Genomic DNA, 22411 nt, shown 5'->3' on the forward strand with positions numbered 1-22411 from the left:
CGTCCTATGCGGGGAATCCTGCGAGGTGCGGGACTTGCCCTGCGGTGTGTGCGGGCGGGCCCGCGGTGTGAGCGGGTCGCCCCGCGGTGGATCACAACTCGAACTGCGGGGTCGACAGGGTGCGCTGCTCGTCGCCGACCGTGGTGGTGAGGCGCACGAGCGTCAGCCCGTCGGGTACGTCGTCGAACACGAAGCGGCCCGTATCGCTCGCGGACGTCGTCCGGATCCGCTCGCCCTGGGCGAGTTCGATCAGGCCGGCAGCTGTGTCGACCCAGCCGTCGATGCGATGCGCGCCGCTCGCGGTGCCCGTGACGTGCAGGAGGATGCTCGTCGTGCCGTCGCTGAACTGCAGGGTCAGCGCGTCCGCGCCTCCGCGCACCGCGCCCAGCGGCTGGTCGACCAGGGTCAGCAGAGCGTACTCCGCCGACAGGCCCTCGGTCGCGACAGCCGCGATCATGCGATCGATCAGCGCGGCGGGCATCGGGTCGACGTCGAGCCACAGCGAGCGGAGGTGCGCGAAGAGCTCGGCATCCTCATGGTTGTCGCCGCCGTTGTTGCCGTCGTTCTCGCTCATGAGGTGCCTCCCGGCCGTGGTGTCGGGGCATCGAGCAGGTCGCGCAGTTTCGCCAGGCAGCGCTGGCGCGTGGGACCGATGCTGCCCACGGCCATACCGAGGTCGGCGGCGAGGCGTGCGTAATCCGGTCGTTCCTCGAACGCGATCACGCGCAACAGACGCTGACATCTCTCGGCGAGACGCTGCACGGCAGTCCAGAGTCGGCGGTTCTCGTCGCCGGTGGCGGCATGGTCTTCGGCGGAGGCCTGCTCGGGAAGCAATGCGTCGAGAGCATCCGCCTCTGTCGTGTCGAGTCGGTTGTGGGCCTTGCCCGCACGCCAGGCTTCGCGGCGGGCTGTGGTCGTCAGCCAGGCCGAGACGGCCTTCGGATCGGCGATCGAGCGGTGCCCGCGCACCAGCTGCAGCCAGGTCGTCTGGATCACATCTTCGGCGAGCGTCCGCTCGAGACCGTAGGCGCGCACGACATGCCAGAGGACAGGCGTCATCAACCGCACGAGATCGTCCATCGCGCGGCTGTCGCCGTCCCGCCATGCGTCGAAGAAGTCGGCGGCTCGCCTCCAGCGTGCCGCGCCGTCGTCCGGTGCAGGATCGAGGGCGGCGCCGTCGGGTGCGCCGTCGATCATGAGTCCCATTGTGATCACACCATCAAGGAGCACGGCAAGCGTTTGGTGATACATGGACTCGGTCAGTTTTCCTGAATATCGGTTTGGGCTCCGGGCTGGCGGGTCGGGCGTCGTGCCGAATGGAGGACGGACGCACGGATGCAGGACCGGAAACCGTATTTTGGGCCTGCTTTTGTAATCTGGGCCTGCATCTGTGTCTGGGCCTGAAGGTGCGTCGGAAGATCGGGATGCCTGAAGGCGGGCGACGGCTGGCGGGAGGAGGGATGCCGACCGCGATACCGTGGAGGGGTGATCGCCCTCGCTGTCGTCCTCTTCCTCAACGCCGCCTTCAACGTGCTGGTGTGGCCCCGCTTCTACAAGCGCGTCGCAACCGACCCGCGGGCACGGGATGCCGACGGCAAGGCCACGACGTTCCTCAAGGTGCACGCCGTGCTGATCGCGATCGCCCTGGTTCTCGCACTGGTGTCGGTGCTGGTCGGCATCGCGGCGCTCACGGGCGCACTCTGACGACCGACCGAGCGATCAACTGTCAGCGTATGGTCGAAGATGACGAGCCCCACGGGCGTTTCGAACGTGCGGCACTGACGGTCCGATATCGCGAAAATCTAGGATTTCTAGCCAAGAGCGCCAAGGCTTTTGACTGCGGTGATCATGCCGAAGCGCTGCGGATGGCCACAGCAATCCGTACCCTCTCGTACGACGAGGGCCGAGGATCCAGCATTCTGATGCAGATGGGCGCGAAGTCCGGGATGCAGTGGCGGTCCTTCTACATTCCGTTTGCCTCCGAGATGCCGCCGGGTACTCACGCCTTCGGCTCTTCCTTGCATGGCTTGGCTTTTGGTGAAGGCGGATCCATGTTCCTGATGCCGCTGGACTTCGGCCCAGATGGCCGGAAGGTGTCATATGAGGATTGGTGGGCGGGGGAGCCGGTTGTGCAGTTCAGCGATGGCCATGTCACTCGAAAGCAACTCGTCCTAGGGCTGGCAAATCAAGACGGGGGTGCCCATGTTGACCTTTCGGGTCGGCACATCACGTCGCTCTTTGAATCATCACCAACATTCGTTCGCGAGAACCATGCCGAACTGCAAGGAGAGGATCAGGTCGCGCACCAGCGAGACCTGCTTCATGTTCAGATGCGAACAGTAGCGAATGAGGTGCTCCATTCGCTAGGAAGCGTCACGGTCTAGCTTTCACGGTGGCTGGTGGTAGATCTCGGTGCCGCTGTACGCGAACACGCCCTCTACCGACGGTCGCGCAGATAGGCAAAGAGTCTGTGGGAGCGAACGGACAGTGTCGCGAGCAGTGCGCCCGAGACTGCTCCCGCGACAGCCGCCGAGACGAGACCTACGGACGCGGGCGAAATAGGGACGGGGCCTGGCGGGAGGAGAGAAGTTGCCAGCGTGCTCGCACCGATTGCGAGCATGCTGGCAGGGAGCGTCCAGATCAGGGTCTCTAGCGCGATGATGATGGAGAGATCGCTGCGAGCGACAGTGGAATGCAATGCGCTGGCAAGCTCACTCCGACGGCTCCGCGTTGCGATCCAACCCATCGCGCCTGACACCACCAACGTGGCGCAGGTGAGTAACCACACCTTCAAACCTTCCACTTCAGCGGTGAGGTCAAACTCGATCCCGTTGCGCGAGTTCAACTGTGACTGCTTTGATACCGACGGGTCCTCCGCCGTCATGATGCCGATACCGGCCGCTGTCTCGGTAAAGGGCCACACCTCATACCAGCAGGCATCGAACGTCGCGCCTTCATCGTCGACGATGAGGATGGCATTCTGCAGGCTGGCGAGCCGGCCGTCACTCGGGTACTCGTAGATCTCATCGAATGTGATGGGGCCGATAGCGCTTTCGAAAGTTGCGCTCTCAGTCGCGTGGATCTCCGCGGCGAGGTCGTGCGAGATTAGCGCGCCCGGAGTCACAGCAAGATCTGTGCCGACGATCAGTTCAGCGAACCCCGGCGTCACGCGGAAGGTCGACACGGGAGTGTTCGGCATGATCTGGAGTCTGGTGTTGGCCGTGCCGGCCATAGCGCCTGAGTGGCCCACCCCCTCTGACGAAGCAAGGGCGTCGCAGGAGCGACCATCGATCCCAGTGATGCTGTCCGTGATCCAGATCGAAGATCCTGAGCTCTTGAAAGCTGACGCTCCCTCGGACACCCGAGAGATTGACCAGATATCCCAGCCGCACACTGCCGCGAGCAGAAGGAGGAAGGTGAGCCCCCACAGCCACGGCCGCGATGCACCCGTCCTGCTGTCTTCGATCGCTTCTCGGAACCAAATCGACGGTTTCAACGCCGTACCTCGATTCGGGACCTGCAGGCGTCAGCAAGGTGCAGGTCGTGAGTGGCAATCACGATGGGCATGCCGGTATCGGCCAGCGCATGTATGACCTCAATCACGGTCGCGGCGCTGGTAGCGTCGAGCGATGCTGTCGGCTCGTCGACGAGCATCAACTCCGGCTTGGCCGCCATTGCTCGGGCGAGCATCAGCCGTTGCGCCTCACCACCCGACAGGTGACGCAACGGTCGCTCTGCCACGGCGTCGAGTCCCACCCGAGCGAGAATGTCGTACGCCTCGGCCGAAGCATCTTGTAGCAGGGCGCCGGCGGCGAGCAGAGGAAGTTCTACGTGACTCAGGGCGCTCCTGCGCGGCGACCCGATCGGACTCTGAAGGACCCATTGAGTTCGGCTCGGAAGATTACTGACGTCTCCATGCGACGGGCGCAGCCAGCCGGCCAGGATGCCCAGCAGCGTGCTCTTTCCCGAGCCTGATGGTCCCGTTAGAGCGGTCGTTCCGTGGCCGATGCGAAACGTCAGATCTTCGAACAGCGGAGGCTGATCCGGGTATTGAAAGGCAAGGCCATCGGCGCGGATGTCGGGCATGTCAGCACCGATTGATGCGCCGGTCTAGATCCACCTCGCGCGGGACCTCGCCGTCGAATGTGACGATCGTGCGTCCCAGCGCAGAATCGATGATGGTGATGCCATAGGTAGTAGCGCCGTGAGCGACGCACACCTCGTCGCCGTCAGTGATGATCGCGGCCGCGGACACGCGCGCGGCTTCAACCGGGGTCACCAGCTCGAGAGTTGCGGCCACCGCCGCATCCTCTGTTTCCAGAGCGGCGATCACTACCGGCTGTTCCATCAACGTGGCGATCGCGGACGGATCGCTGATGACAGAGCCGGACGCGGAAACTCGCTCCGAGCCGACGACGACCACTCGTTCACTCGTGGCGTCAGGGATTGTCCCGACGATTGAGAATCTGGCGACTGTCGCATCGCCGGAGGCGGGCGACATGGGGCCTGTCACCGAGTCGCCAAGGATCAGCTCGCACTTGCTCGACACGAAGTTTGACGGCACCCACACGAAGTCCTCGAGGGCAGCGGTCTCAGCCTTCGGATTGTTGGTGAACGCGCGCCACGCTTCGAGACTGTGTTGCCCAAACACGCCATCGGCGTCGATCGCATATCCGAGACCTCGCAGCGCCTCCTGGAGCTCTTGTACGTCGTCTCCACGATCGTCAACGCGGAGGGAACGCCACGGTGGTGTTGGGAGCACGAGATTGCGGAGCGTACGGTCATCGATTGTGATGTTCGAGTCACCTGATATCCAAGGGGATTCGGGGACGCAATCAAACGCTCTGACCACGCCGCTTGCGTACAGCCGCGGACTCATAGGTGACCCGTACACCGGCTTGAGCGACACATTTACTGGGGCAGCATACTGCTCCAGGACTACCATTTGGCTAGACAGGGGCTCATCTTCTACCGTCCTAGGTTGCAGTGATGTCCACGCAGCAACTCCTCCCAGTGCGCCTATAAGGAGAGCAACTGCGCCAAGTGCGAAGAACCGTGCGCCTGAGCGTCTACCCTTCATCGGACGAGTACGAGGGGTTGGCTATGCACGTGGTGTAGTCCTCAGTCTCGGTCAGGGGGCCACCGCGTGACATCTCCTTATTGAGGTCATCCGTTGTGAAGCCGTCATCGATCGCATCCCGGGCAACCAAGCATTCGCGAACGACCTCGGTGAACGGACGGTTCTCCGGGTTCATCGTCATGTCCACATAGAGAGGCTCGACGAGTTCCAATGTTCCCGGCCGACACTGCTCGTCCGAAGCGTCATAGGCGGCGGAGTCCGACGAGGTACTGAACACGAAGTAGCCGGTCTGCTCGAGTGGTGTGATCTGAACGGACTGAGCTTCCATGCACTCGACGTACCTGTTCACCGCCTCTTCGTACTCGACCCGTGTCAGTTCCCCATCATCGAAAACCTGCTTCTCGAAGTCGGTGGTTGCCTGGCTCTGAGCTTCTTCGATCCGATCGCCGTAGGGGTTCGTGGCCGCCTCGGGGGCAGTGCAACCAGCGAGAGCCGCGAGGGCAAGGGCGCCGACAAGAATCGTCGCTGAGAGTCGCATCCGGTCAGTGTAGGTGTAGTTCAAGTCATCTCCTGTGACGACACGTGAGTGCAGGTAGGTCGCTAACCGGCGACCTACCTGCACTCGTCTGGTTTCGTGGGCTACTCAGGACGTGTACGAGATATACCCCGACCAGCTGTGCGAGATCGCGGACTTCTGGCGGTAGGCCTGACCCGCCTGCGTGCCAGTGCCGTTCGTCACCGTGGAGCTCCACGTTCCTTCAGCACCGTAGAACGTGTTGATCACGCTGTTGTAGTAGCGGTATAGGCGGACTTGAACCTTCTCGATCGAACCGATGCAGTCGTTCTGGACCGATACGTTTGCACTGCTTGCTGTGTGGGTGAGGCTGATGGTGCATGCCGAGGCGGCTTGTGCGGGGAGAATGAGCATGCTGGCCGTGACTGCCAATGCCGCAGCTATGCCGCCCCACTTTCTCTTGATGGTCAATCTCGACATTGCGATCTTCCTCCGGTCAATGGTTCTTCAAGATGATGAAGTTGCGCCAAAGATAGAGTCCGCTTCAGCCCCGCGTCGAGGCGGCACGACGTTGTATTCCTACATATCGGCATGCCGCTGCGCCGCGTCGGCGGCCAAGGGAACGCCTCCCACGGGCAGCTAGTTCGGGGGCCCGAGCAGGTCAACGACGTCTTGCAGACTGGGGGTGACCAAGGTGTCGTAGCGCTGCGGCACCTTGGCGTTGTTGAGTATCGAAGACCAGAACTTCTCCGTGACCACGACGTCGCAGTAGGGCACGGCTATTGCCAACGCCGTGATGTCATTCAGGTCGTTGCCTTCCCAACGCTTCTGGGGGTTGGCCTGCTTGAGGTGGCGAAGCTTCATCTCGACCCAGCGTGAAGGCATGTGTTCGATGAGTCGGGTGACGTTCTGCGCCTCGACGAGTGCCTCGGGAGCGACGCCCAACTCCTGAGCCGCTTCGATCGCAGGTTCGAGCATGTCCTGCATGGCCGTCGCGACCATGATGTTGGGGAGCTTCGTGCGCGGGAGCTTCTCGACCCACCCTGCGATTCGGTTCTGTTCGGCTACGAAACGCTCGTCGTAGTCCAGGAGGTCCTGGAAGACGAGTCGCGTGCTCTCTGGGTACCCCTCCGGGGCGATGCCACCGAGGATGATCGCCTCAAACTTCGGCGCGACGAGCTCCTCGAGCTTCCGCTTGTCCGCTTCCGACAGCATGACGCCTTCGTGCTCTTCAGGTGCTGTGTAGCGGAGGGATGGCAGCGCGTGCGCGTGCGCCGCGGTCTCACCGAACAGCTGCAGCCCAGGGGTTGGCGCGTCGAGCTCGAAGACCTCGATCAGTGCTTTGCGGACCTCCCACGGAACGACGACGTGGGGCGGGGCGATGCGATCCATGCCGGCCAGGCGCATCATGGTCTTGGTGAGGTTGACACGGCGGCTGGAGTCTTGAGATTTGCCAGTCTCGATGTAGTGAGCGACGCTGAGAGGGAAGGATGCGCGGCCGTCGTCCACGGCCTTCTTGAAGGCCTCGAGTGCCGGGATGTACTGCGCGCCCTGCGCGTGTCTGGTCTCAGCGCGCGCGAGGTCGATCCACTTCATCTGGTCGAGATAGATCGTCTTCATCACGACACTCAGTCTGCCTGCATTGATGCCGCGCAATGGCGGGGCACCTGGGGCATGCGAGCCAGGATCCTGACATACGGAAGGGCTTCTAGAGCGGGTGGAACTATGCCTCGGTTACTGCGATCGCTTGTCTAGCCGCATCTTCGGAGTCGAATTTCACACACTCCCGCATCTGTAAGTGCTTTGAGGGCTGCCGCTGACAAGTCAAGCGTGGAGGTGGGCCGATACATGAACGGGAACGATCTGATCGTTGCGTCCGTCTCTTGGTTGTCGGGCAGTAGAAGCGAGTACCCCGGGAAGGGGTCGCCCTTCTTCGGGTGGACGGCAAGAGGTAGAAGCTGGTATCCGCCAAATCCTGCCGACCGCTCGCCCGGTTCAGCTCGCTGAGACCGGCTGCTGCAGCTCGGTGATCCAGTCGGCCTGATCTTCGGATTCCGACTGCAGGTAGACCTCGCGGCAGGGTCCGACAGCCGTGGCGCCCCGCTCTGTGATCGCGGCGTTCACCGCGCCCCAGCTGTCGTCGATCGTCGCCATGGATCCGTGGTGGGTGGCGGTGAATGCCGACTCCACGGCCGGCAGCTCGACGATCCCGAGGCCGTCGATCGCGGGTCCGTCGTAGGTGAAGCCGACGGTGATGCGCACGCCGTGCCTGTCCATGTCGTACTCGGCGATCGGCAGGCCGGGGGTCGCCCCTGATGCCAGCAGCGCATCGGCGACCCGGTCGAACAGCGGCCCGACGACCGCGGCCACCTCTGGCTGCGTGTCGACCTTCTCGGTCAGGGTGGCCAGGCGTACGTAAGGAAGAGCCTTCTCGCTGATCTCCAGGGCTGACATCGTCGTCTCCTCAAAGTAGGGGTGTCGGTGCCGCCGATCCTACGCATCCTCACCGACATCCGACACCGACATGCCTCAGGGGTGCTCGGGGATCGGTGGCTTCCACGCCTCGTCCGGCCCGATCGCGGTGGAGATCCTCTGACTGATCACGTGGAGCTGGCGCGTCTGCGCGACCGTCAGGCTGTCGAAGATCATCCGCCTCACCAGCGAGTGATGCGCGGGAGTGGACTCGACGACCTTGTCGTGCCCGCTCGGTGTGAGGATGCCGAGTGTGAACCGCCCGTCGGTGGAGTCGGTCTCGCGGCGGACCCACCCTTTCGCCTCCAGGCGAGATACGGCGCGGGAGAGCCGCGAGAGGGTGCAGCTGGCATAGCTCGCGAGGACGCTGAGGCGCAGTGATCGATCGGGCGCGGAGTCGAGGGCGAACAGGATGCCGTGCTCGAAATGGGTGAGCCCGCTGTCTCGCTGCAGCTGGGCGTCGAGAGCGGTCGGGAGGCGCTCGAGCAACGTGGCGACGGACGCCCAGATCTCCAGCTCGTCCGCGCTCAGTGGATCGTCGATCGAGTGCTCAGGCATGTCATGACACTACTTCATCTGGTCGGTCGTCACTTGCTCAGTCAAGTCAATCCCTGTACAGTTACTTGCTCAAGCAAGTGAATGCGTCGCTAGGGCGGCGCGAGGAGGAGTGGTCATGGATCTGCGACTGCATGACGAGAAGGCGTTCGTCAGCGGCTCTACCCAGGGCATCGGATACGCCATCGCGGCCCAGCTCGCCGCAGAGGGTGCGGAGGTGACGCTCAACGGGCGCACCGCAGAACGCGTCGACGCGGCGGTCGAGCGTCTGCGCCGCGAGCAGCCGGGGGCTCGGGTCTCGGGACTCGCGGCCGACTTCTCGGATGCCGGCGAGGTGACGCGGCTCACGGACGCACTGGGCGATGTGGACATCCTCGTGAACAATGTCGGGCTCTTCGGTCTCGCCGACTTCGCATCGATCAGCGACGAGGACTGGGCGCGGTACTTCGATGTCAACGTCATGAGCGGCGTGCGACTGTCGCGGGCGGTGCTCGGCGGAATGCTCGCCCGGCGTTCGGGGCGCATCATCTTCATCAGCAGCGAATCCGGGGTCAACGTGCCCGCAGGCATGGTGCACTACGGCATGACGAAAGCGGCGATGATCGCGCTGGGGAACGGCCTGGCGAAGCTCACCCGAGGCACCGCAGTCACGGTCAACACCGTGCTCGGCGGTCCCACGTTCTCGGATGGTGTGGCCGCATCGGTCGCAGCCGTGGCCGAGGCTCAGTCTCTCCCCGCGGAGGTGATGAGGGATGCGATCATCGGCCGGAACCACACGACCCTGCTGGAGAGGTTCATCGATCCGACCGAGATCGCGAGCCTGGTCGCATATCTGTCGAGCCCGCTGTCATCGGCGACGAACGGCGCGGCTCTCCGTGCCGATGGGGGCGTGCTCACCGGGATCTTGTGACGGCGTCGGAGCATCCCACGTCTGCGGCCGCCCCCGAGCGGAGACCAGGACATCACGGGGAATGCGGCTCAGGCGTTCTCGTACTGCTTCGCGTGCTCGGCCCAGCGCGACTCGATCGGCAGGGCTCGCAGTGCGCGGTTGCCCAGGGCGAGCGCGACCGCGACGATGCAGAGGGCCGCGCAGACGAGGATCGTCCATTCGCGGCCGATCCAGGTGAGTCCGAAGCCGGCGATCAGCGGTGCGAGCGGCAGAGCACCCATGCCGAGAACGCCGGCCGCGCTGTTCGCCCTGCCGAGCAGCTGCGTCGGCGTCGCGACCATAAAGTAGCCCATCATCCCTGCGTTGAGCGCGGGAAGAAGCAGCACCGAGGCTCCGAGCACGACCACGATCGCCCACGGTTCGGTGACCATCGAGAGCACGATCGTGCCGATCGCCACGACCGAGAGCCCGCTGATCGCGATCACACCGGCGCGGATGCGGGGGACGAGCGTCGGCGCGACGATCGCCCCCACGAGCATGACGGCGCCGACGGCCGCGCTGAGAGAGCCGATGAGGAGTTCGGAGTAGCCGTCCTGCTGCAGCGCGTAGATCGTGGTCGTGATCGCGGCATTGAAACCCAGATTGATGACCGTGATGATGAGCAGCACACCGCCCAGATCGGGGCGTGAGAGCAGCCAGGTGAAACCCTCGCGCAGCTCGGCCCACGCGCTGGTCTTCGCGCGGGCGTCTTCCGTTTCGGTGCCCGCAGCGACGGCATCCGCGCCCGTGTCGAGGATCCCGGCGCGGCGCATCTCGCGCTGCAGCATCCATGCCGTCACTGTGGCGACCGCGTGGCAGAGGGTCATGACTGCTCCGACGAGCCAGCCGCCGACGCCGAGCAGCAGGCCGCCGAGGGGGCCGCCGGCGAGCTGGATAGCGGCATCGCGCCCCTGGTTCGCGGCCTGCGCGCGGCCCATGGCGTCGTCGGGCACGATCTCCTTGATCGCACTCTCGCCGGCGACGTCGAACAGGCCGCTGCGCGCGGCCAGCAGCACGTCGGCGATGAGGAGCGTGGCGAACGTCAGTGCGCCACCGAGCGCCAGCAGGGTGAAGGCCCCCGCGAGCAGGATGCCGATGAGCGAGCCGATCAGCATCAGGAGGATGCGCCGATGGCGATCGGCGAGGATGCCGCCGGCGAGCGTGAGCAGGAGCCGGGCGACCATGCCTGCACCGCCGATGATGCCGGCCTGCGCGGGGTCGTTCGTGACGATGAGCGCGAGCAGGGGGATCGCGAAGGCGAACAGGGCGGCCGCGAGTCCCTTGCTCGTGTCGCTCACGAGCCAGGTCAGGTATCGGGTGTTGCGCCACAGACGGTGGGGCTCGGTCACGGTCGTCATGGTACTCACCGTAATTGCGCAAGAACAGTTGCGCAATACTTATTGCGCAACTTCCGGTGCGGATACACTCTCGGTATGGAGGAGGCGAAGAGAGACGCGGACCAGGTCTGGATGACGTCGGCGATGCTGAAGGCATACGCGCATCCGCTGCGTCGTCAGATGATCCGTCTGTTCTCCCGTCGCGAGCACCTGCGTGCGGCCGACGTCGCCGCCGACCTCGACGTGCCGGCCAACAGCGCGAGCTTCCACCTGCGGGTCCTGGCCGATGCGGGACTCATCGAAGAGGCCCCCGAGCATGCCAGGGACCGCCGCGACCGCGTCTGGAAGTCGCGCAGGGGATCGTTCAATGTCGGCGGGCCCGAGCATCCGGTGCCGGACGAAGCTCTGGGCACCGCCATGGTCCGCTCGGTCGCCGACGACCATCAGGACATGCTGAGCCGCGTGATCGCCTGGACTCCCGAATACCTCTCGGGCCGTGCGACCGAGGTGCGCGCCCACTTCTCGCAGCGCATGGTGCGCCTCACCGAGGCCGAGTTCGAAGCCGTGATGGAGCGCGTGCAGGAGGTCGTCACCGAGGCGGTCGACGCCCACGACAAGGACGACCCGGCCGGGCGCTCATGGCAGATCGACATCCTCGCCGCCGACGACACGATCTGACGGCTACTCTCCTGCGGGCTCCGGATCGGAGCCATCCGCCTCGTCCTCCTCGCGGTGACCGCTGAGGATCAGGATGCGGCGCAGATGCATGGCCGCGAGCACGCCGGGTCCCATCGAGCGGCGCACGTCTATGGTGCGGTCGTCGACCGTCTCGAGCAGCAGGCGGATCGCCCGCGCCGCCTCGGCCCTGGCGCGGTGGTCTGCGGCGGTCAGCGGATCCTCCTGACCGATGACCTCGGCGACGGCATGGCACGCGGCCGACAGCGGCTCGGGCAGGGCGGGATCGAGCGCGATCGCGCCCGGCCGATCCCAGATGGTGTCGGCGATCTCATCGGAGATGTCGCGGATGAGGTGGGCGACCCGATCGAGGCGCGTCAGATCGGCATGGATGTGCTGCGTCTCGCCCCGTCGGCCGCGCGCCCTGACGTTGCCGCGCCGGCTGTCGTCCGCGTCGGCCAGCGCCTCTCGCAGGGCCGAGGTCGTGTCGGCCAGCGACGCCGCATCGTTCGCCCACTGCTCGTGCGCGGGCGGCCAGGATTCCGAGACGGCGGAGCCGATGTCGTGCAGGTGCGTGCTCAGCTGCTCACGGAACGCGTCGACCCGTGCGGCCGCGGCGAGCGTCAGCGGCGCGGGCGCGATCACCACGTTGACGAGGAGGCCGATGGCGACGCCGACCGCCATCTGCACCAGATACCCGAGTGAGTAGTCGTCGGCGTTCTGGCCGCCGATGATCAGCACGAAGAGTGCGGCGACCGGCACGTACTCGCGGGCGGCGCCGAACCACCCGGTGCCGGATATGAGCATGCCGACCCCGACCACGGCGGGGATCGTCCACCACGTCGGGCCGACCGTCATCACGACGAGCAGGGCGAGCCCGATGCCGGTGGCGAGACCCAGCAGCGTCTGCAATCCCGAACGCAGCGACCCCATGAGGGTCGGGTACATGCTGACAAGCGCGCCGAGCGGCGCGTAGTAGGGGTACTCGTCGGTGATGCCCGGCATGTGCGGCGCGATCGTCCAGGCCAGACCGACGGCGAGCGTGGTCTTCGCCACGAGCAGGAGACGAGCGGGATGCACGGCTTCGCGGATCTCGAGCGCGGCCCCCGAGCGGCGCGCTCGAAGTCGCGTGGTGATGGTGCTCACGGCATCCTTTCGTCATCCTCCCCGCAGGCGACGCTATCCGGTGCGCCTCCGTGCTCGCACCGGGTTGCGTCCTGTGCGTGCGGCGGGTAACGCGCGGGGACGCGACGACGCCGGCCGCCCGGAGAGGAGCGACCGGCGTCGAGGACCCTCCGGATCAGGGAATCGCGCGGCGGAACGCGAGGAACGAGACGCCGACGAGCACCACGGTGGCGACGAGACCCCAGAGTGCGAGTCCGAGTGCACCCGCATCGAGGATGCCGGTCCACACCTGCACCCAGAGGTCGAGCCTGGTCGCGAGGAACGCGAGACCCACGAGGATCAGCGCGAGGCCGACGCCGACGATGGTGAGCACTGTCGGCCCCCAGCTCTTGTAGATCGTCGCGCCGGTGAAGCCGACGACGAACAGGAACAGCGCGAGGGTGAAGTAGACGATGAACGCACCGAGCGGACCGGCCTCCCACAGCCACGGCAGGTAGAACACGTAGCCGTTGACGCCGTACCCGTTCGTCAGCGTCTCGATGGCGCCGCCGATCAGGAACAGCACGCCCATGAACGCGCTGCCGAGGATGGCCGTGAGCAGAGTGCCGAAGAAGAAGTCCCGTCGGGTGATGCTCATCGCCTGCGAGAACGGGAAGGTGAGTGTCATGGCCGAGATGCCGATGGCGAAGAAGTACCAGAGCGGCGCCTGGCCGCCACCGCCGTACTTCGGGGTGTCGACGGGGATCATCGCGTAGATGAGGATCGAGAGCACGGTCGCCGAGCCGAGGACGATCAGCGGCACCCAGATGAACGTCTGGCGGTTGATCAGCTGCAGCCGGATGACGTTGAGTGTGCGACGCATCAGCGCACCCCTTCCTTCACATCGGAACCTCTCGTGGCGGAGTCCGCCTCGGCCCTCTGGGTGAGCCGGACGATCAGCTGCTGCAGTGAGACAGGAGCGAGATCGAGATCGGATGCGGTGACCTCGGCGCGCTCGGCAGCGGACAGCGCGCCGAGCACGGTGACGGATGCCACGCGGCCGAGCGCCTCGCGGTGCAGGACCTCGCGGCCGGAGGCCCACGCATCGACCTTGGCGGCATCGCCGACCACGGTGACGGCGCGGTCGCGCACGGCATCCGTGTCCTCGTTGAGCAGGATCTTGCCGTTGTCGATCACGATGACCTTCTCGATGAGGTTCGAGACCTCGTCGATCAGGTGCGACGAGAGCACGATCGTGCGCGGATGCTCGGCGTAGTCCTCGAGCAGGCGGTCGTAGAAGATCTGCCTGGCGACCGCATCGAGACCCAGGTACGGCTCGTCGAAGAAGGTGAGCTCGGCGCGGGAGGCGAGACCGATGATCACACCGACGGCCGAGAGCTGGCCGCGGGAGAGCTTCTTGATGGTCTGCTTCATCGGCAGCTGGAACTGCTCGATCAGCTCGTCGGCCAGTTCCTGGTTCCAGTTGTGGAAGAACAGGCTCGCCGCCTTGAACGCGTGACGCGGGTAGGCGTCATCCGGATACTTCTGGCTCTCGCGGACGAAGCAGATCCGGTTCAGGACCCGCGCGTTCTCGTACGGGTGCTCGCCGAAGACGCGCACGGTGCCGGACGACTCGAAGTTCTGCGCGGTGAGGATCGACATGAGCGTCGTCTTGCCTGCGCCGTTGCGGCCGAGGAGTCCGTAGATCGCGCCGCCCTCGAGGCTGAGCGACACGTCGTCGAGCGCGTTCTTCTCCTTATAGTGCTTGGTGAGGTTCTGGACCTCGATGACGGCGGTCATGCGGTGGTCTTCCCTTCTGTGTGGTCTGGTTGTGCTGTCGGTGTTGCCTGCGCTGCCCGTTCGCGGAGCAGTGAGGCGAGGTCCTCCGCGCCGAGCCCGAGCGTGCGGGCCTCGGCGAGGAGCGGGTCGATGTAGCGGTCGGCGAATGCGGCGCGGCGCTCGCCGAGGAGCAGATCCTTCGCCCCGGCGGCGACGAACATCCCGATGCCGCGGCGCTTGTACAGCACTCCCTTGTCGGTGAGCATGGCGACTCCCTTCGCAGCCGTCGCGGGGTTGATCCGGTAGAAGCCGGCGAGCTCGTTGGTCGAGGGCGCCTGTGATTCCTCCGGGAGTGAGCCGTCGAGGATCGAGTCCTCGATCTGCTCGGCGATCTGGAGGAAGAGCGGCTTGCCTTCTTCGATCACGAGTCCTCCGCTGTGGTTAGTGGGTTAGTTACTCGACTAGGTAACCACTGAACCTTGATCCTGTCAACAGGCACACCGAAGAGGGGCGGACGCCGCGGCATCCGCCCCTCCCGTCCGAGACGTCAGCCGCGCAGGTCGCGGGCGCGGAACGCGAGGGCCGACGCGACGACGAAGGCGATCGCGAGGCCCCAGGTGAGCGCGAGGCCGCCGGGATCGACTCCCTCGGCGAGCGGCGACTGCCGGTAGACCCACGCGTAGGGCGAGAGCGCGTTCAGCCAGTCGAGATCTTTCGACTGCTTGGCGAGCGCCTGCAGGATGTACCCGACCACAGCGATTCCCGCCCCGACCCCGGTCGCCCAGATCCTGCGCCCCGTCGCAGCTCCCGCGAGGAGAGCCGCGGATGCCGTGAGGAACGCGAGTCCGGTGAGCGCAGCGCCTGCGCCGACGATGCGCCAGCCCTCGAGGCCGAGGTCGGCGGAATCGTTCAGCGCCCAGACGACGACGCTCGAGAACGCGCCGAGCCAGAGCAGGCGGACGAGCACGGCGAGCGCGGACTCGAGCGCGTACTGACCGCGTCCGATGCCGTGCGCGAGGTCGAGCTCGGCTCGTCCGCTCTCCTCCGCCCCGGCGATCGCCGCCGACCCCCAGAGCACCGCGGCGATCGTGAGCAGCAGAAAGCCCATCAGCCCGTAGAACGTGCTCTGCGTGTACCCGGCGCCGCTGGAGATCTGGTCGTATCCGATGGTCTCGACGAGCTGCTTCGGAAGGGCATCGATGATGTCCTGCATCTGCCCGTTGCCCCCGATGCTCGGATACAGCGGCAGATACAGGAACAGCACGGCGGCGAGGCCGACCGTCCACCCGAGGAGGCTCCGCCACGACTCGCGCAGATTGCGCCGGAACACCGGAAGGATGCCGTTCATCGCCCGGCCTCCTCGTCGGAGCCGTGTGAGCCGCCGTTGCCGTCGCGTCGGTCATTTCTGTCGCGTCGCGATCTCCGGGTCGGCGAGGCGGTGGCGTCTGTCCCGGCGTGGGACTGGAGCTTCGCGGATGCCGCCGACTCCCCGTACAACCGCAGCACGGACTCTTCGAGGTCGGGCTCCTCGACCGTCAGATCGCGCACCTCGAACGGGGCGAGCGCCTTGATGAACGGGTCGATCGCGCCGTCGATCGTGCCGGACAGCTGCACGATGCCGTCGGCGTCGCTCGCGTCGATGCCGCTGAGACCCGGGACTCGGTCGAAGATGGCGCGGGCTGCCGCGGCATCCGCTGTCGCGAGCTCGACTCGCACCCGTCGGATCGAGCCCAGACGCAGGGAGGCGACGTCGCCGTCGGCGACCACCCGGCCGTTCGCGAGCACCGCGACCTCGTCGGCCGTCTGCTGGATCTCGCTGAGCACGTGCGAGCTCAGCAGCACGGTCTGCCCCGCATCCTTCGCCTCGCGCACCATCTGCAGGAACTCGCGCTGCACCAGGGGGTCGAGGCCGCTGGTGGGTTCGTCGAGGATCAGCAGCTCGGGTCGATGCATGAAGGCCTGGATGAGTCCGACCTTCTGCTTGTTGCCCTTCGACAGCGTGCGCACGGGCCGCGAGAGGTCGAGGCCGAGGCGATCGGCGAGATCGCGGCCGGTGCGCAGGGTGGCGGCCGCGTCGCGGCTGCCCGAGACCTGGGCGTAGAAAGAGAGCATCCGGTGGCCGCTCGATCGCCCTTCGAGGTGAAGCTCGCCGGGCACGTACCCGATGCGTCGACGCAGTGCCGCACCGCCGTGACGGGGGTCTTCGCCGAGGATCCGTACGCTGCCCGACGACGGTCGGATGATGTCGACCAGTGTGCGCAGCGTGGTCGTCTTTCCGGCGCCGTTCGGGCCGATGAGCCCGAAGACCGTGCCTGGTCGCACGTGCAGGTCGAGCTCGTGCAGCGCGATGCGGCTGCCGTAGCGCTTGTGCAGACGGTCGATCTCGATCGTGTCGGTCATGATTCGTCTCCTTCCGAGGCGTTTTCCTGTGGCGTGAGTGCGTCGCGGGCGCTGTCGAGCAGCGCGGTCGTCGAGTAGATGCCGTGCGTGAGCAGCTCGAGCGTGGGCAGCGTCAGGCGGAGCAGCCCTGCGGGGCTCAACTGGTCGGTGCCCAGCGCGCGCGCGATCTGACTGCGCATCACGACGGGTCCGAGGCCCATCAGCGTCACGAGCAGTGTGGTCATCTCGGGGTCGCTCAGGGACTCGAGCATCCCCGCCTTGCTCTGCTCGGCGAGCATGCTGCGGGTGCTCTCCAGGAAGCTGTCGAACAGCCGGTCTGCTGCGGGCGAGCCGTCGACGAGCATGCGCGAGAGGTAGTCGACGTACGTGCCGTAGCGGTCGAGATCGTGAAGGGCGGCACGGATGCGGTCGCCGGTCGGCGCCTCGATGAGGTCGTGCTCCTCGTCGATGAAGACGCTGACCACGTGTTCGTCGCACTCGGTGCGGAGTGCATTCTTGTCGCCGAAATGGTGCACGATCAGCGCGGCGCTGACGCCGGCCTGCGCGGCGATCGTCCGCATGCTGGTCGCGTCGAATCCGTCGCGGGCGAAGGCGCCGATCGCGGCGTCGCGGATGCGGGCACGTGCGGTGAGATCGTCAGAAGCTGAACGCATGTACAGCACATTAAACGCTTGTTCAGTCTCGGTCAAGAGGCGCCGCTCGTAGTCTTGAGGCGTGGACCTCCCCTACAGTCGCCTGCGCCGCTGGCCCGATGTCGAGGCCGACAATCTGCAGGCACACGACGCGACCGACCTGCTGCTCGTCGAGCGCGCCCTGTCGCTCGGGATCGACGGGCGCGAGATCGCCGTGATCGACGACGAGTACGGGGCGATCACGCTGGCGCTGACCTCTGCCGGCCTCGACGGAGTGCGTGTGCACCAGGATCTCGCGACGGGACGGCGCGCGCTCGCACGCAATGCCGAAGAGCTCGAGCTCGCCGGATTCTCGTCGCACGAGCTCGATGCGACCCTGCTCGACGGGGCGCGACTCGTGCTGCTGCAGCTGCCCAAGGCGCTCGCCGAGCTCGAGGAGATCACGGACGCCGTGGCGCGCTGGGCCGCGCCCGACGTCGTGCTCGTCGCCGGTGGCCGCGTGAAGCACATGACCATCGCGCAGAACGAGGTGCTCGGACACGGTTTCGCGCAGGTCCAGGCGCAGCGGGCCGAACGGAAGTCCCGCCTGGTCGTCGCGAGTGAGCCGCGGACGGTATCCGCTGAGCTGCCCTTCCCGGTGATGGCACAGCATGACGGGCTGACCCTGGCCGCCCACGGCGGCGCGTTCGCGGGTGCCAAGCTCGACATCGGCACTCGGGTGCTGCTCGAGGTGCTCGGCCTCGGCGGAGGACCGCCGAGCGCGACCCCCATCGTCGTCGATCTGGGCTGCGGAACCGGCGCGCTCGCCGCGTTCTACGCCCTCGCGCACCCCGATGCGCGCGTCATCGCCACCGACCGGTCGGCCGCAGCCGTGGCCTCGGCCCGCGCGACCATGGCCGCGAACGGTGTCGCCGACCGGGTCACGGTCACGCACGACGACGCCGCATCCGAGCTCGCCGACGCCAGCGCCGACGTCGTGCTGCTCAATCCGCCCTTCCACCTCGGCAGCAGCGTGCACACCGGGGCGGCGACGCGTCTGTTCGAGGCGGCCGCCCGCATCCTCCGTCCCGGCGGCGAGCTCTTCACGGTCTTCAACTCGTCGCTCGGATATCGCGCCGAACTCACGCGCCTCGTCGGCGCCACCGAGCAGCTCGGGCGCACTCCGAAGTTCACGGTGACGCGCAGCATCCGCCGCTGATCCCCCACCCGAGATGCCCGCGCCACGCCCGGCCTCGCGACCATGGCCGAAACCCGCACAATCCCCCGGTCAGCCGACGGAACCGAATACCGGTGCAATCCAAGGATTTGCCCCTGACCGGCCATTTCGTTACGTTGGTTGGTGGGCCTGACGGCCCGAAGACCAGTCCGCGACCACGTCCTTCTTTCGAATGTGCTGTGCTGCGAAGAGGCGTGGACGTACGGTCGATGCTCTATCGCGGTGGATCCGAAATCCGCCGTCCGCGCCGCCACAGCACCATGTCGAAACGGCCGGGAGGATCACCCGGGCGTAACCGAAGCAGGCTCAGCCACCCGAAGGCGAGCCGCAGGGGAAACGTGTCCGAAATCGCTCTAGAAGCGCGCAATCTGTACAAGGTGTTCGGGAAGAATCCGAGCAGTGCCGTCCGTCGACTGAAGGCCGGTGAGAGCAGATCCGCAGTCAGCGACTCAGGAACCGCCGCCGTCATCGACGCCAGTTTCACGGTCAACCGGGGTGAGATCTTCGTGATCATGGGGCTCTCCGGCTCCGGCAAGTCCACCATCATCCGTATGCTCAACGGGCTGCACGAGGCGAGCGACGGATCCGTCGTCGTGAATGGCGACCCCATCACGGGCATCCCGTCGTCGCGTCTGCGGGAGATCCGTCGCGACCGCATCTCGATGGTGTTCCAGCACTTCGCTCTGCTGCCGCACCGCACGGTCGCCGCGAACGTCGCCTACCCGCTCGAACTCAAGGGCGTAGGCAAGGACGACCGCCTGAAGAAGGCCGAAGAGATCCTCGCCCTGGTGGGTCTCGAGGGCCAGGCCGACAAGCTTCCGTCCGAGCTCTCCGGCGGCATGCAGCAGCGCGTGGGCATCGCCCGTGCGTTGGCTGCCGACTCCGACATCCTGCTCATGGACGAGGCGTTCAGCGCCCTCGATCCGCTGATCCGTCGCGAGATGCAGGAGCAGCTGCTCGAGCTGCAGGAGAAGCTGCAGAAGACGATCGTCTTCATCACCCACGACCTCAACGAGGCCATGTTCCTCGGCGACCGCATCGCCGTGATGCGCGATGGCCGCATCGTGCAGATCGGCACGCCGGAGGACATCCTCACGGACCCGGCCAACGACTACGTGGAGCAGTTCGTGCAGGACGTCGACCGCGCCCGCGTGCTCACCGCCGCGAACGTCATGGAGCGTCCTCGTCCGGTCGTCGCCGAGACCGCCGGCCCGCGCACGGCGCTCCGCCAGATGCGCGACGCGTTCATGTCGGCTACGTACGTGACCGGTCGCGACCGCAAGCTGCTGGGAATCGTCACCGACCGGGATGCCGTCAAGCTCGTGCGCCAGGGGGTGTCGACTCTCAAGTCGATCATCAAGCCCGTGCCGCAGAGCGTCAGCAAGGACGAGGTCCTGATGAACCTCTTCATCCCTTCGGTCGAGTCGCCGCTGCCGCTGGCAGTGGTCGATGCCGAGGGGCGCCTCGTCGGGGTGATCCCGCGCATCACCCTGCTCGCAGCCCTGGGTCCGGGACCCGGAGCCACCGGCGAGCTCACCCTGCCGCTTCTCCCGATGCCGCAGGCCGAGATCGACGCAGTGCTCGATGACGGATGGACGGCTGACGCGCAGCCGGTCGCCGGAACGACAGAGGAGGTGCGCTGATGGATGGTTTCCGCATTCCCCTCGGCAGCTGGGTGGCCACAGGAGTCGACTGGATCAAGACAAACCTCGACGGGCTGCTCGACGTCATCTCGTTCGTGGTCAGCTTCCTCGTCGACGGTCTCACCCGCGCCCTGCTCAGCCCGCACTTCGTCGTCATCATCCTGATCGCCGCGTTCATCGCGTGGCTCGTGCGCTCCTGGCAGCTCGCGATCGGCACGATCATCTCGTTCGGCCTCATCGTGGCCATGGGCCTCTGGGTTCCGGCGATGCAGACGCTCGCCCTCGTGCTCGTCGCCGCGGTGATCGCCGTGCTGATCGCCGTGCCGCTCGGCATCTGGTCTGCCCGAAACGCCACCGTGCGCGCGGTGCTCAAGCCCGTGCTCGACTTCATGCAGACCATGCCGGCGTTCGTCTACCTGATCCCGGCGATCGTGTTCTTCAGCATCGGTGTCGTGCCCGGCCTCGTCGCGACCGTGATCTTCGCGCTGCCTCCGGGCGTGCGACTGACCGAGCTCGGCATCCGCGGAGTCGACTCCGAGACCGTCGAGGCCGGTCAGGCATTCGGCGCGAAGCCGGGTCAGATCCTGCGCGGCATCCAGCTTCCGCTCGCGATGCCGACGATCCTCGCCGGCGTCAACCAGGTCATCATGCTTGCCCTGTCGATGGCGGTCATCGCCGGAATGGCGGGCGCAGACGGCCTCGGAAAGATCGTCGTCGAGGCGATCTCGACCATCAACATCGCCAAGGGCGTCGAGGCGGGATTGGGCGTCGTGCTCATTGCCGTCTTCCTCGACCGCGTCACCGCGGCCCTGGGCGACCTCGGCAGCAACCGATCGTCGCTGCTGGGCATGCTCGCGCGTCGTCGGACGCAGAAGCGCCTCGAGGCGGCATCCGCTGAGGCGGAGTCGACGGCGTCAGCATCCGCTTCCGTGTCGGCCGAGGCGGCCGACTCGAAGGCAGCCGCAGACGCGGCCGAGCGCGAGAAGGCCTCCCCGCGTCGCACCGCCGTCGGCGGCGGCGTGCACTGACTCATCCCTCCGCAAGAGAACAGCAACACAGCAGTACAACGCATCACAGCAACACAGCACCCATATATACGGAACGAGAGAGACACACACATGAAGAAGAAGTTCCTGACGATCGCGGCCATCGGAGCCGCAGCGACTCTGACCCTCGCCGGATGCAGCGGCGACGGCATGGGCGGCACCGGCGGTGGCACCGGCGGTGGAGACACCGGATCGGGCGACAAGGGCACGATCACGCTGGGCTTCCTGCCCTCGTGGACCGACGGACTCAGCACGGCGTACCTGCTGCAGGACCAGCTCGAGAAGATCGGCTACACCGTCGAGATGAAGACGCTGACCGAGGCGGGCCCGCTGTACACCGGCCTCGCCCAGGGTGACGTCGACATCTACCCGTCGGCCTGGCCCGAGCTGACTCACGCCGAGTACATGAACACCTACGGCGACGACATCGAAGACCTCGGTGCGTACTACGACAACGCGAAGCTGACCATCGCGGTTCCGGAGTACTCCGAGTTGAACTCGATCGAGGACCTCGCGGGCAAGGGCTCCGAGTTCGACGGCAAGATCTTCGGCATCGAGCCGGGCGCCGGTCTCACCGCGCAGACCCAGAAGATGATGCCCGAGTACGGCCTCGACAGCGAGTACGAGCTCGTCACCTCGTCGACCGCGGCGATGCTCACCGAGCTGAAGTCCGCGACCGACAAGCAGGAGGACATCGTCGTCACGCTGTGGCGTCCGTTCTGGGCCAACGACGCCTTCCCGCTGAAGGACCTCGAAGACCCCAAGGGCGCCATGGGCGAGTCCGAGGCTCTGCACTTCCTGGGCACCAAGGGCTTCGCCGAGGAGTTCCCCGAGGCCGCGGAGCTGATCGAGAAGATCAAGCTCGACGACGAGCAGTACGGCTCGCTCGAGGACCTGGTCGTGAACGAGTACGGCGAGGGCAAGGAAGCGGATGCCATCGACGCATGGCTCGAGGAGCACGGCGACGAGTTCGACTGGGTCGTCAGCTGACCTGACTCTGCTCGCCCCGTGATGCGGGGCGCACTACCCT

26 protein-coding genes are annotated in these 22411 nt (G+C 66.2%); 8 read left to right on the top strand and 18 right to left on the bottom strand.

Annotated elements, in window-relative coordinates:
• Window positions 1-91: 91 nt before the first annotated feature.
• Together OD997_RS13405 and OD997_RS13410 are read right to left on the bottom strand one after the other, a co-directional pair.
• Window positions 92-574 carry a hypothetical protein gene (locus OD997_RS13405; RefSeq protein WP_434332011.1) on the bottom strand — a complete coding sequence of 161 codons (483 nt, stop codon included), beginning with the start codon at window positions 572-574 and terminating at the stop codon, window positions 92-94.
• Window positions 571-1197 (bottom strand): RNA polymerase sigma factor, encoded by a 627-nt coding sequence (locus tag OD997_RS13410; protein ID WP_434332012.1) that lies wholly within the window; start codon window positions 1195-1197, stop codon window positions 571-573. Before OD997_RS13410 ends, OD997_RS13405 begins: the two co-directional genes overlap by 4 nt.
• A 288-nt stretch (window positions 1198-1485) precedes the next feature.
• On the opposite strand from OD997_RS13410, the gene OD997_RS13415 reads away from it, so the two are divergent.
• Window positions 1486-1704 (top strand): SCO4848 family membrane protein, encoded by a 219-nt coding sequence (locus OD997_RS13415; protein ID WP_056310717.1) that lies wholly within the window; start codon window positions 1486-1488, stop codon window positions 1702-1704.
• 29 nt (window positions 1705-1733) lie between these two features.
• Window positions 1734-2384 carry a hypothetical protein gene (locus OD997_RS13420; RefSeq protein ID WP_434332013.1) on the top strand — a complete coding sequence of 217 codons (651 nt, stop codon included), beginning with the start codon at window positions 1734-1736 and terminating at the stop codon, window positions 2382-2384.
• Between the two features lie 53 nt (window positions 2385-2437).
• On the opposite strand, the gene OD997_RS13425 is transcribed toward OD997_RS13420, so the two are convergent.
• From OD997_RS13425 to OD997_RS13460, 8 genes are all read right to left on the bottom strand, one after another.
• Window positions 2438-3199 carry a hypothetical protein gene (locus tag OD997_RS13425; RefSeq protein ID WP_157521036.1) on the bottom strand — a complete coding sequence of 254 codons (762 nt, stop codon included), beginning with the start codon at window positions 3197-3199 and terminating at the stop codon, window positions 2438-2440.
• Between the two features lie 293 nt (window positions 3200-3492).
• Entirely contained in the window at window positions 3493-4086 is a 594-nt protein-coding gene (locus OD997_RS13430; RefSeq protein ID WP_434332014.1) for an energy-coupling factor ABC transporter ATP-binding protein, read from the bottom strand.
• A 1-nt stretch (window position 4087) separates the two neighbouring features.
• The gene (locus tag OD997_RS13435; protein ID WP_157521035.1) at window positions 4088-4879 is read right to left on the bottom strand and encodes a peptidoglycan-binding domain-containing protein; all 792 of its coding nucleotides are present in this window, start codon (window positions 4877-4879) and stop codon (window positions 4088-4090) included.
• 190 nt (window positions 4880-5069) lie between these two features.
• On the bottom strand, window positions 5070-5642 hold the full coding sequence (locus OD997_RS13440; RefSeq protein ID WP_056310706.1) for a hypothetical protein: 573 nt from the start codon (window positions 5640-5642) through the stop codon (window positions 5070-5072).
• Window positions 5643-5723: 81 nt separating this feature from the next.
• Window positions 5724-6074 carry a hypothetical protein gene (locus OD997_RS13445; RefSeq protein ID WP_434332015.1) on the bottom strand — a complete coding sequence of 117 codons (351 nt, stop codon included), beginning with the start codon at window positions 6072-6074 and terminating at the stop codon, window positions 5724-5726.
• A 159-nt stretch (window positions 6075-6233) separates the two neighbouring features.
• A complete protein-coding gene (locus OD997_RS13450; protein WP_434332016.1) occupies window positions 6234-7217 on the bottom strand; it encodes a hypothetical protein in 984 nt (327 codons plus the stop codon).
• Between the two features lie 372 nt (window positions 7218-7589).
• Window positions 7590-8048: a GyrI-like domain-containing protein gene (locus tag OD997_RS13455; RefSeq protein ID WP_434332017.1), complete on the bottom strand. Its 459-nt coding sequence runs from the start codon at window positions 8046-8048 to the stop codon at window positions 7590-7592.
• 75 nt (window positions 8049-8123) lie between these two features.
• Entirely contained in the window at window positions 8124-8624 is a 501-nt protein-coding gene (locus tag OD997_RS13460) for a MarR family winged helix-turn-helix transcriptional regulator (protein WP_434332018.1), read from the bottom strand.
• Window positions 8625-8739: 115 nt separating this feature from the next.
• On the opposite strand from OD997_RS13460, the gene OD997_RS13465 reads away from it, so the two are divergent.
• Window positions 8740-9531 (top strand): SDR family NAD(P)-dependent oxidoreductase, encoded by a 792-nt coding sequence (locus tag OD997_RS13465; RefSeq protein ID WP_434332019.1) that lies wholly within the window; start codon window positions 8740-8742, stop codon window positions 9529-9531.
• A gap of 68 nt (window positions 9532-9599) precedes the next feature.
• On the opposite strand, the gene OD997_RS13470 is transcribed toward OD997_RS13465, so the two are convergent.
• On the bottom strand, window positions 9600-10907 hold the full coding sequence (locus OD997_RS13470; protein ID WP_434332020.1) for an MFS transporter: 1308 nt from the start codon (window positions 10905-10907) through the stop codon (window positions 9600-9602).
• Between the two features lie 75 nt (window positions 10908-10982).
• On the opposite strand from OD997_RS13470, the gene OD997_RS13475 reads away from it, so the two are divergent.
• Complete coding sequence (locus tag OD997_RS13475) at window positions 10983-11564, top strand: helix-turn-helix domain-containing protein (protein WP_434332021.1); 582 nt, start codon at window positions 10983-10985, stop codon at window positions 11562-11564.
• 3 nt (window positions 11565-11567) lie between these two features.
• Here OD997_RS13475 and OD997_RS13480 read toward each other — a convergent pair whose 3' ends face one another.
• From OD997_RS13480 to OD997_RS13510, 7 genes are all read right to left on the bottom strand, one after another.
• A complete protein-coding gene (locus OD997_RS13480; protein WP_434332022.1) occupies window positions 11568-12707 on the bottom strand; it encodes an FUSC family protein in 1140 nt (379 codons plus the stop codon).
• 154 nt (window positions 12708-12861) lie between these two features.
• On the bottom strand, window positions 12862-13548 hold the full coding sequence (locus tag OD997_RS13485) for a hypothetical protein (RefSeq protein WP_434332023.1): 687 nt from the start codon (window positions 13546-13548) through the stop codon (window positions 12862-12864).
• Window positions 13548-14465, bottom strand: coding sequence for an ABC transporter ATP-binding protein (locus tag OD997_RS13490; protein WP_434332024.1), 918 nt, complete (start codon window positions 14463-14465; stop codon window positions 13548-13550). The genes OD997_RS13485 and OD997_RS13490 overlap by 1 nt, the downstream gene beginning before the upstream one ends.
• Entirely contained in the window at window positions 14462-14869 is a 408-nt protein-coding gene (locus OD997_RS13495; protein WP_434332025.1) for a GntR family transcriptional regulator, read from the bottom strand. Before OD997_RS13495 ends, OD997_RS13490 begins: the two co-directional genes overlap by 4 nt.
• A 122-nt stretch (window positions 14870-14991) precedes the next feature.
• The gene (locus OD997_RS13500) at window positions 14992-15792 is read right to left on the bottom strand and encodes an ABC transporter permease subunit (protein WP_434332026.1); all 801 of its coding nucleotides are present in this window, start codon (window positions 15790-15792) and stop codon (window positions 14992-14994) included.
• Window positions 15789-16844, bottom strand: a complete 1056-nt coding sequence (locus OD997_RS13505) for an ABC transporter ATP-binding protein (protein WP_434332027.1) — start codon at window positions 16842-16844, stop codon at window positions 15789-15791. Before OD997_RS13505 ends, OD997_RS13500 begins: the two co-directional genes overlap by 4 nt.
• The gene (locus OD997_RS13510; protein WP_434332028.1) at window positions 16841-17497 is read right to left on the bottom strand and encodes a TetR/AcrR family transcriptional regulator; all 657 of its coding nucleotides are present in this window, start codon (window positions 17495-17497) and stop codon (window positions 16841-16843) included. The genes OD997_RS13505 and OD997_RS13510 overlap by 4 nt, the downstream gene beginning before the upstream one ends.
• 61 nt (window positions 17498-17558) lie before the next feature.
• Between OD997_RS13510 and OD997_RS13515 the strand changes: the two genes are divergently transcribed.
• The 4 genes from OD997_RS13515 (at window position 17559) to OD997_RS13530 (ending at window position 22371) form a co-directional block, all read left to right on the top strand.
• The gene (locus OD997_RS13515; protein ID WP_434332029.1) at window positions 17559-18674 is read left to right on the top strand and encodes a class I SAM-dependent methyltransferase; all 1116 of its coding nucleotides are present in this window, start codon (window positions 17559-17561) and stop codon (window positions 18672-18674) included.
• Window positions 18675-19030: 356 nt separating this feature from the next.
• Window positions 19031-20335 (top strand): quaternary amine ABC transporter ATP-binding protein, encoded by a 1305-nt coding sequence (locus tag OD997_RS13520; protein WP_434332030.1) that lies wholly within the window; start codon window positions 19031-19033, stop codon window positions 20333-20335.
• Window positions 20335-21363, top strand: coding sequence for an ABC transporter permease (locus tag OD997_RS13525; RefSeq protein WP_434332031.1), 1029 nt, complete (start codon window positions 20335-20337; stop codon window positions 21361-21363). The genes OD997_RS13520 and OD997_RS13525 overlap by 1 nt, the downstream gene beginning before the upstream one ends.
• A 90-nt stretch (window positions 21364-21453) precedes the next feature.
• Entirely contained in the window at window positions 21454-22371 is a 918-nt protein-coding gene (locus OD997_RS13530; protein WP_434332032.1) for a glycine betaine ABC transporter substrate-binding protein, read from the top strand.
• The last annotated feature ends 40 nt before the right edge of the window (window positions 22372-22411 follow it).

The sequence above is a fragment of the Microbacterium sp. CGR1 genome (assembly GCF_051062835.1).
Classification (GTDB): domain Bacteria; phylum Actinomycetota; class Actinomycetes; order Actinomycetales; family Microbacteriaceae; genus Microbacterium.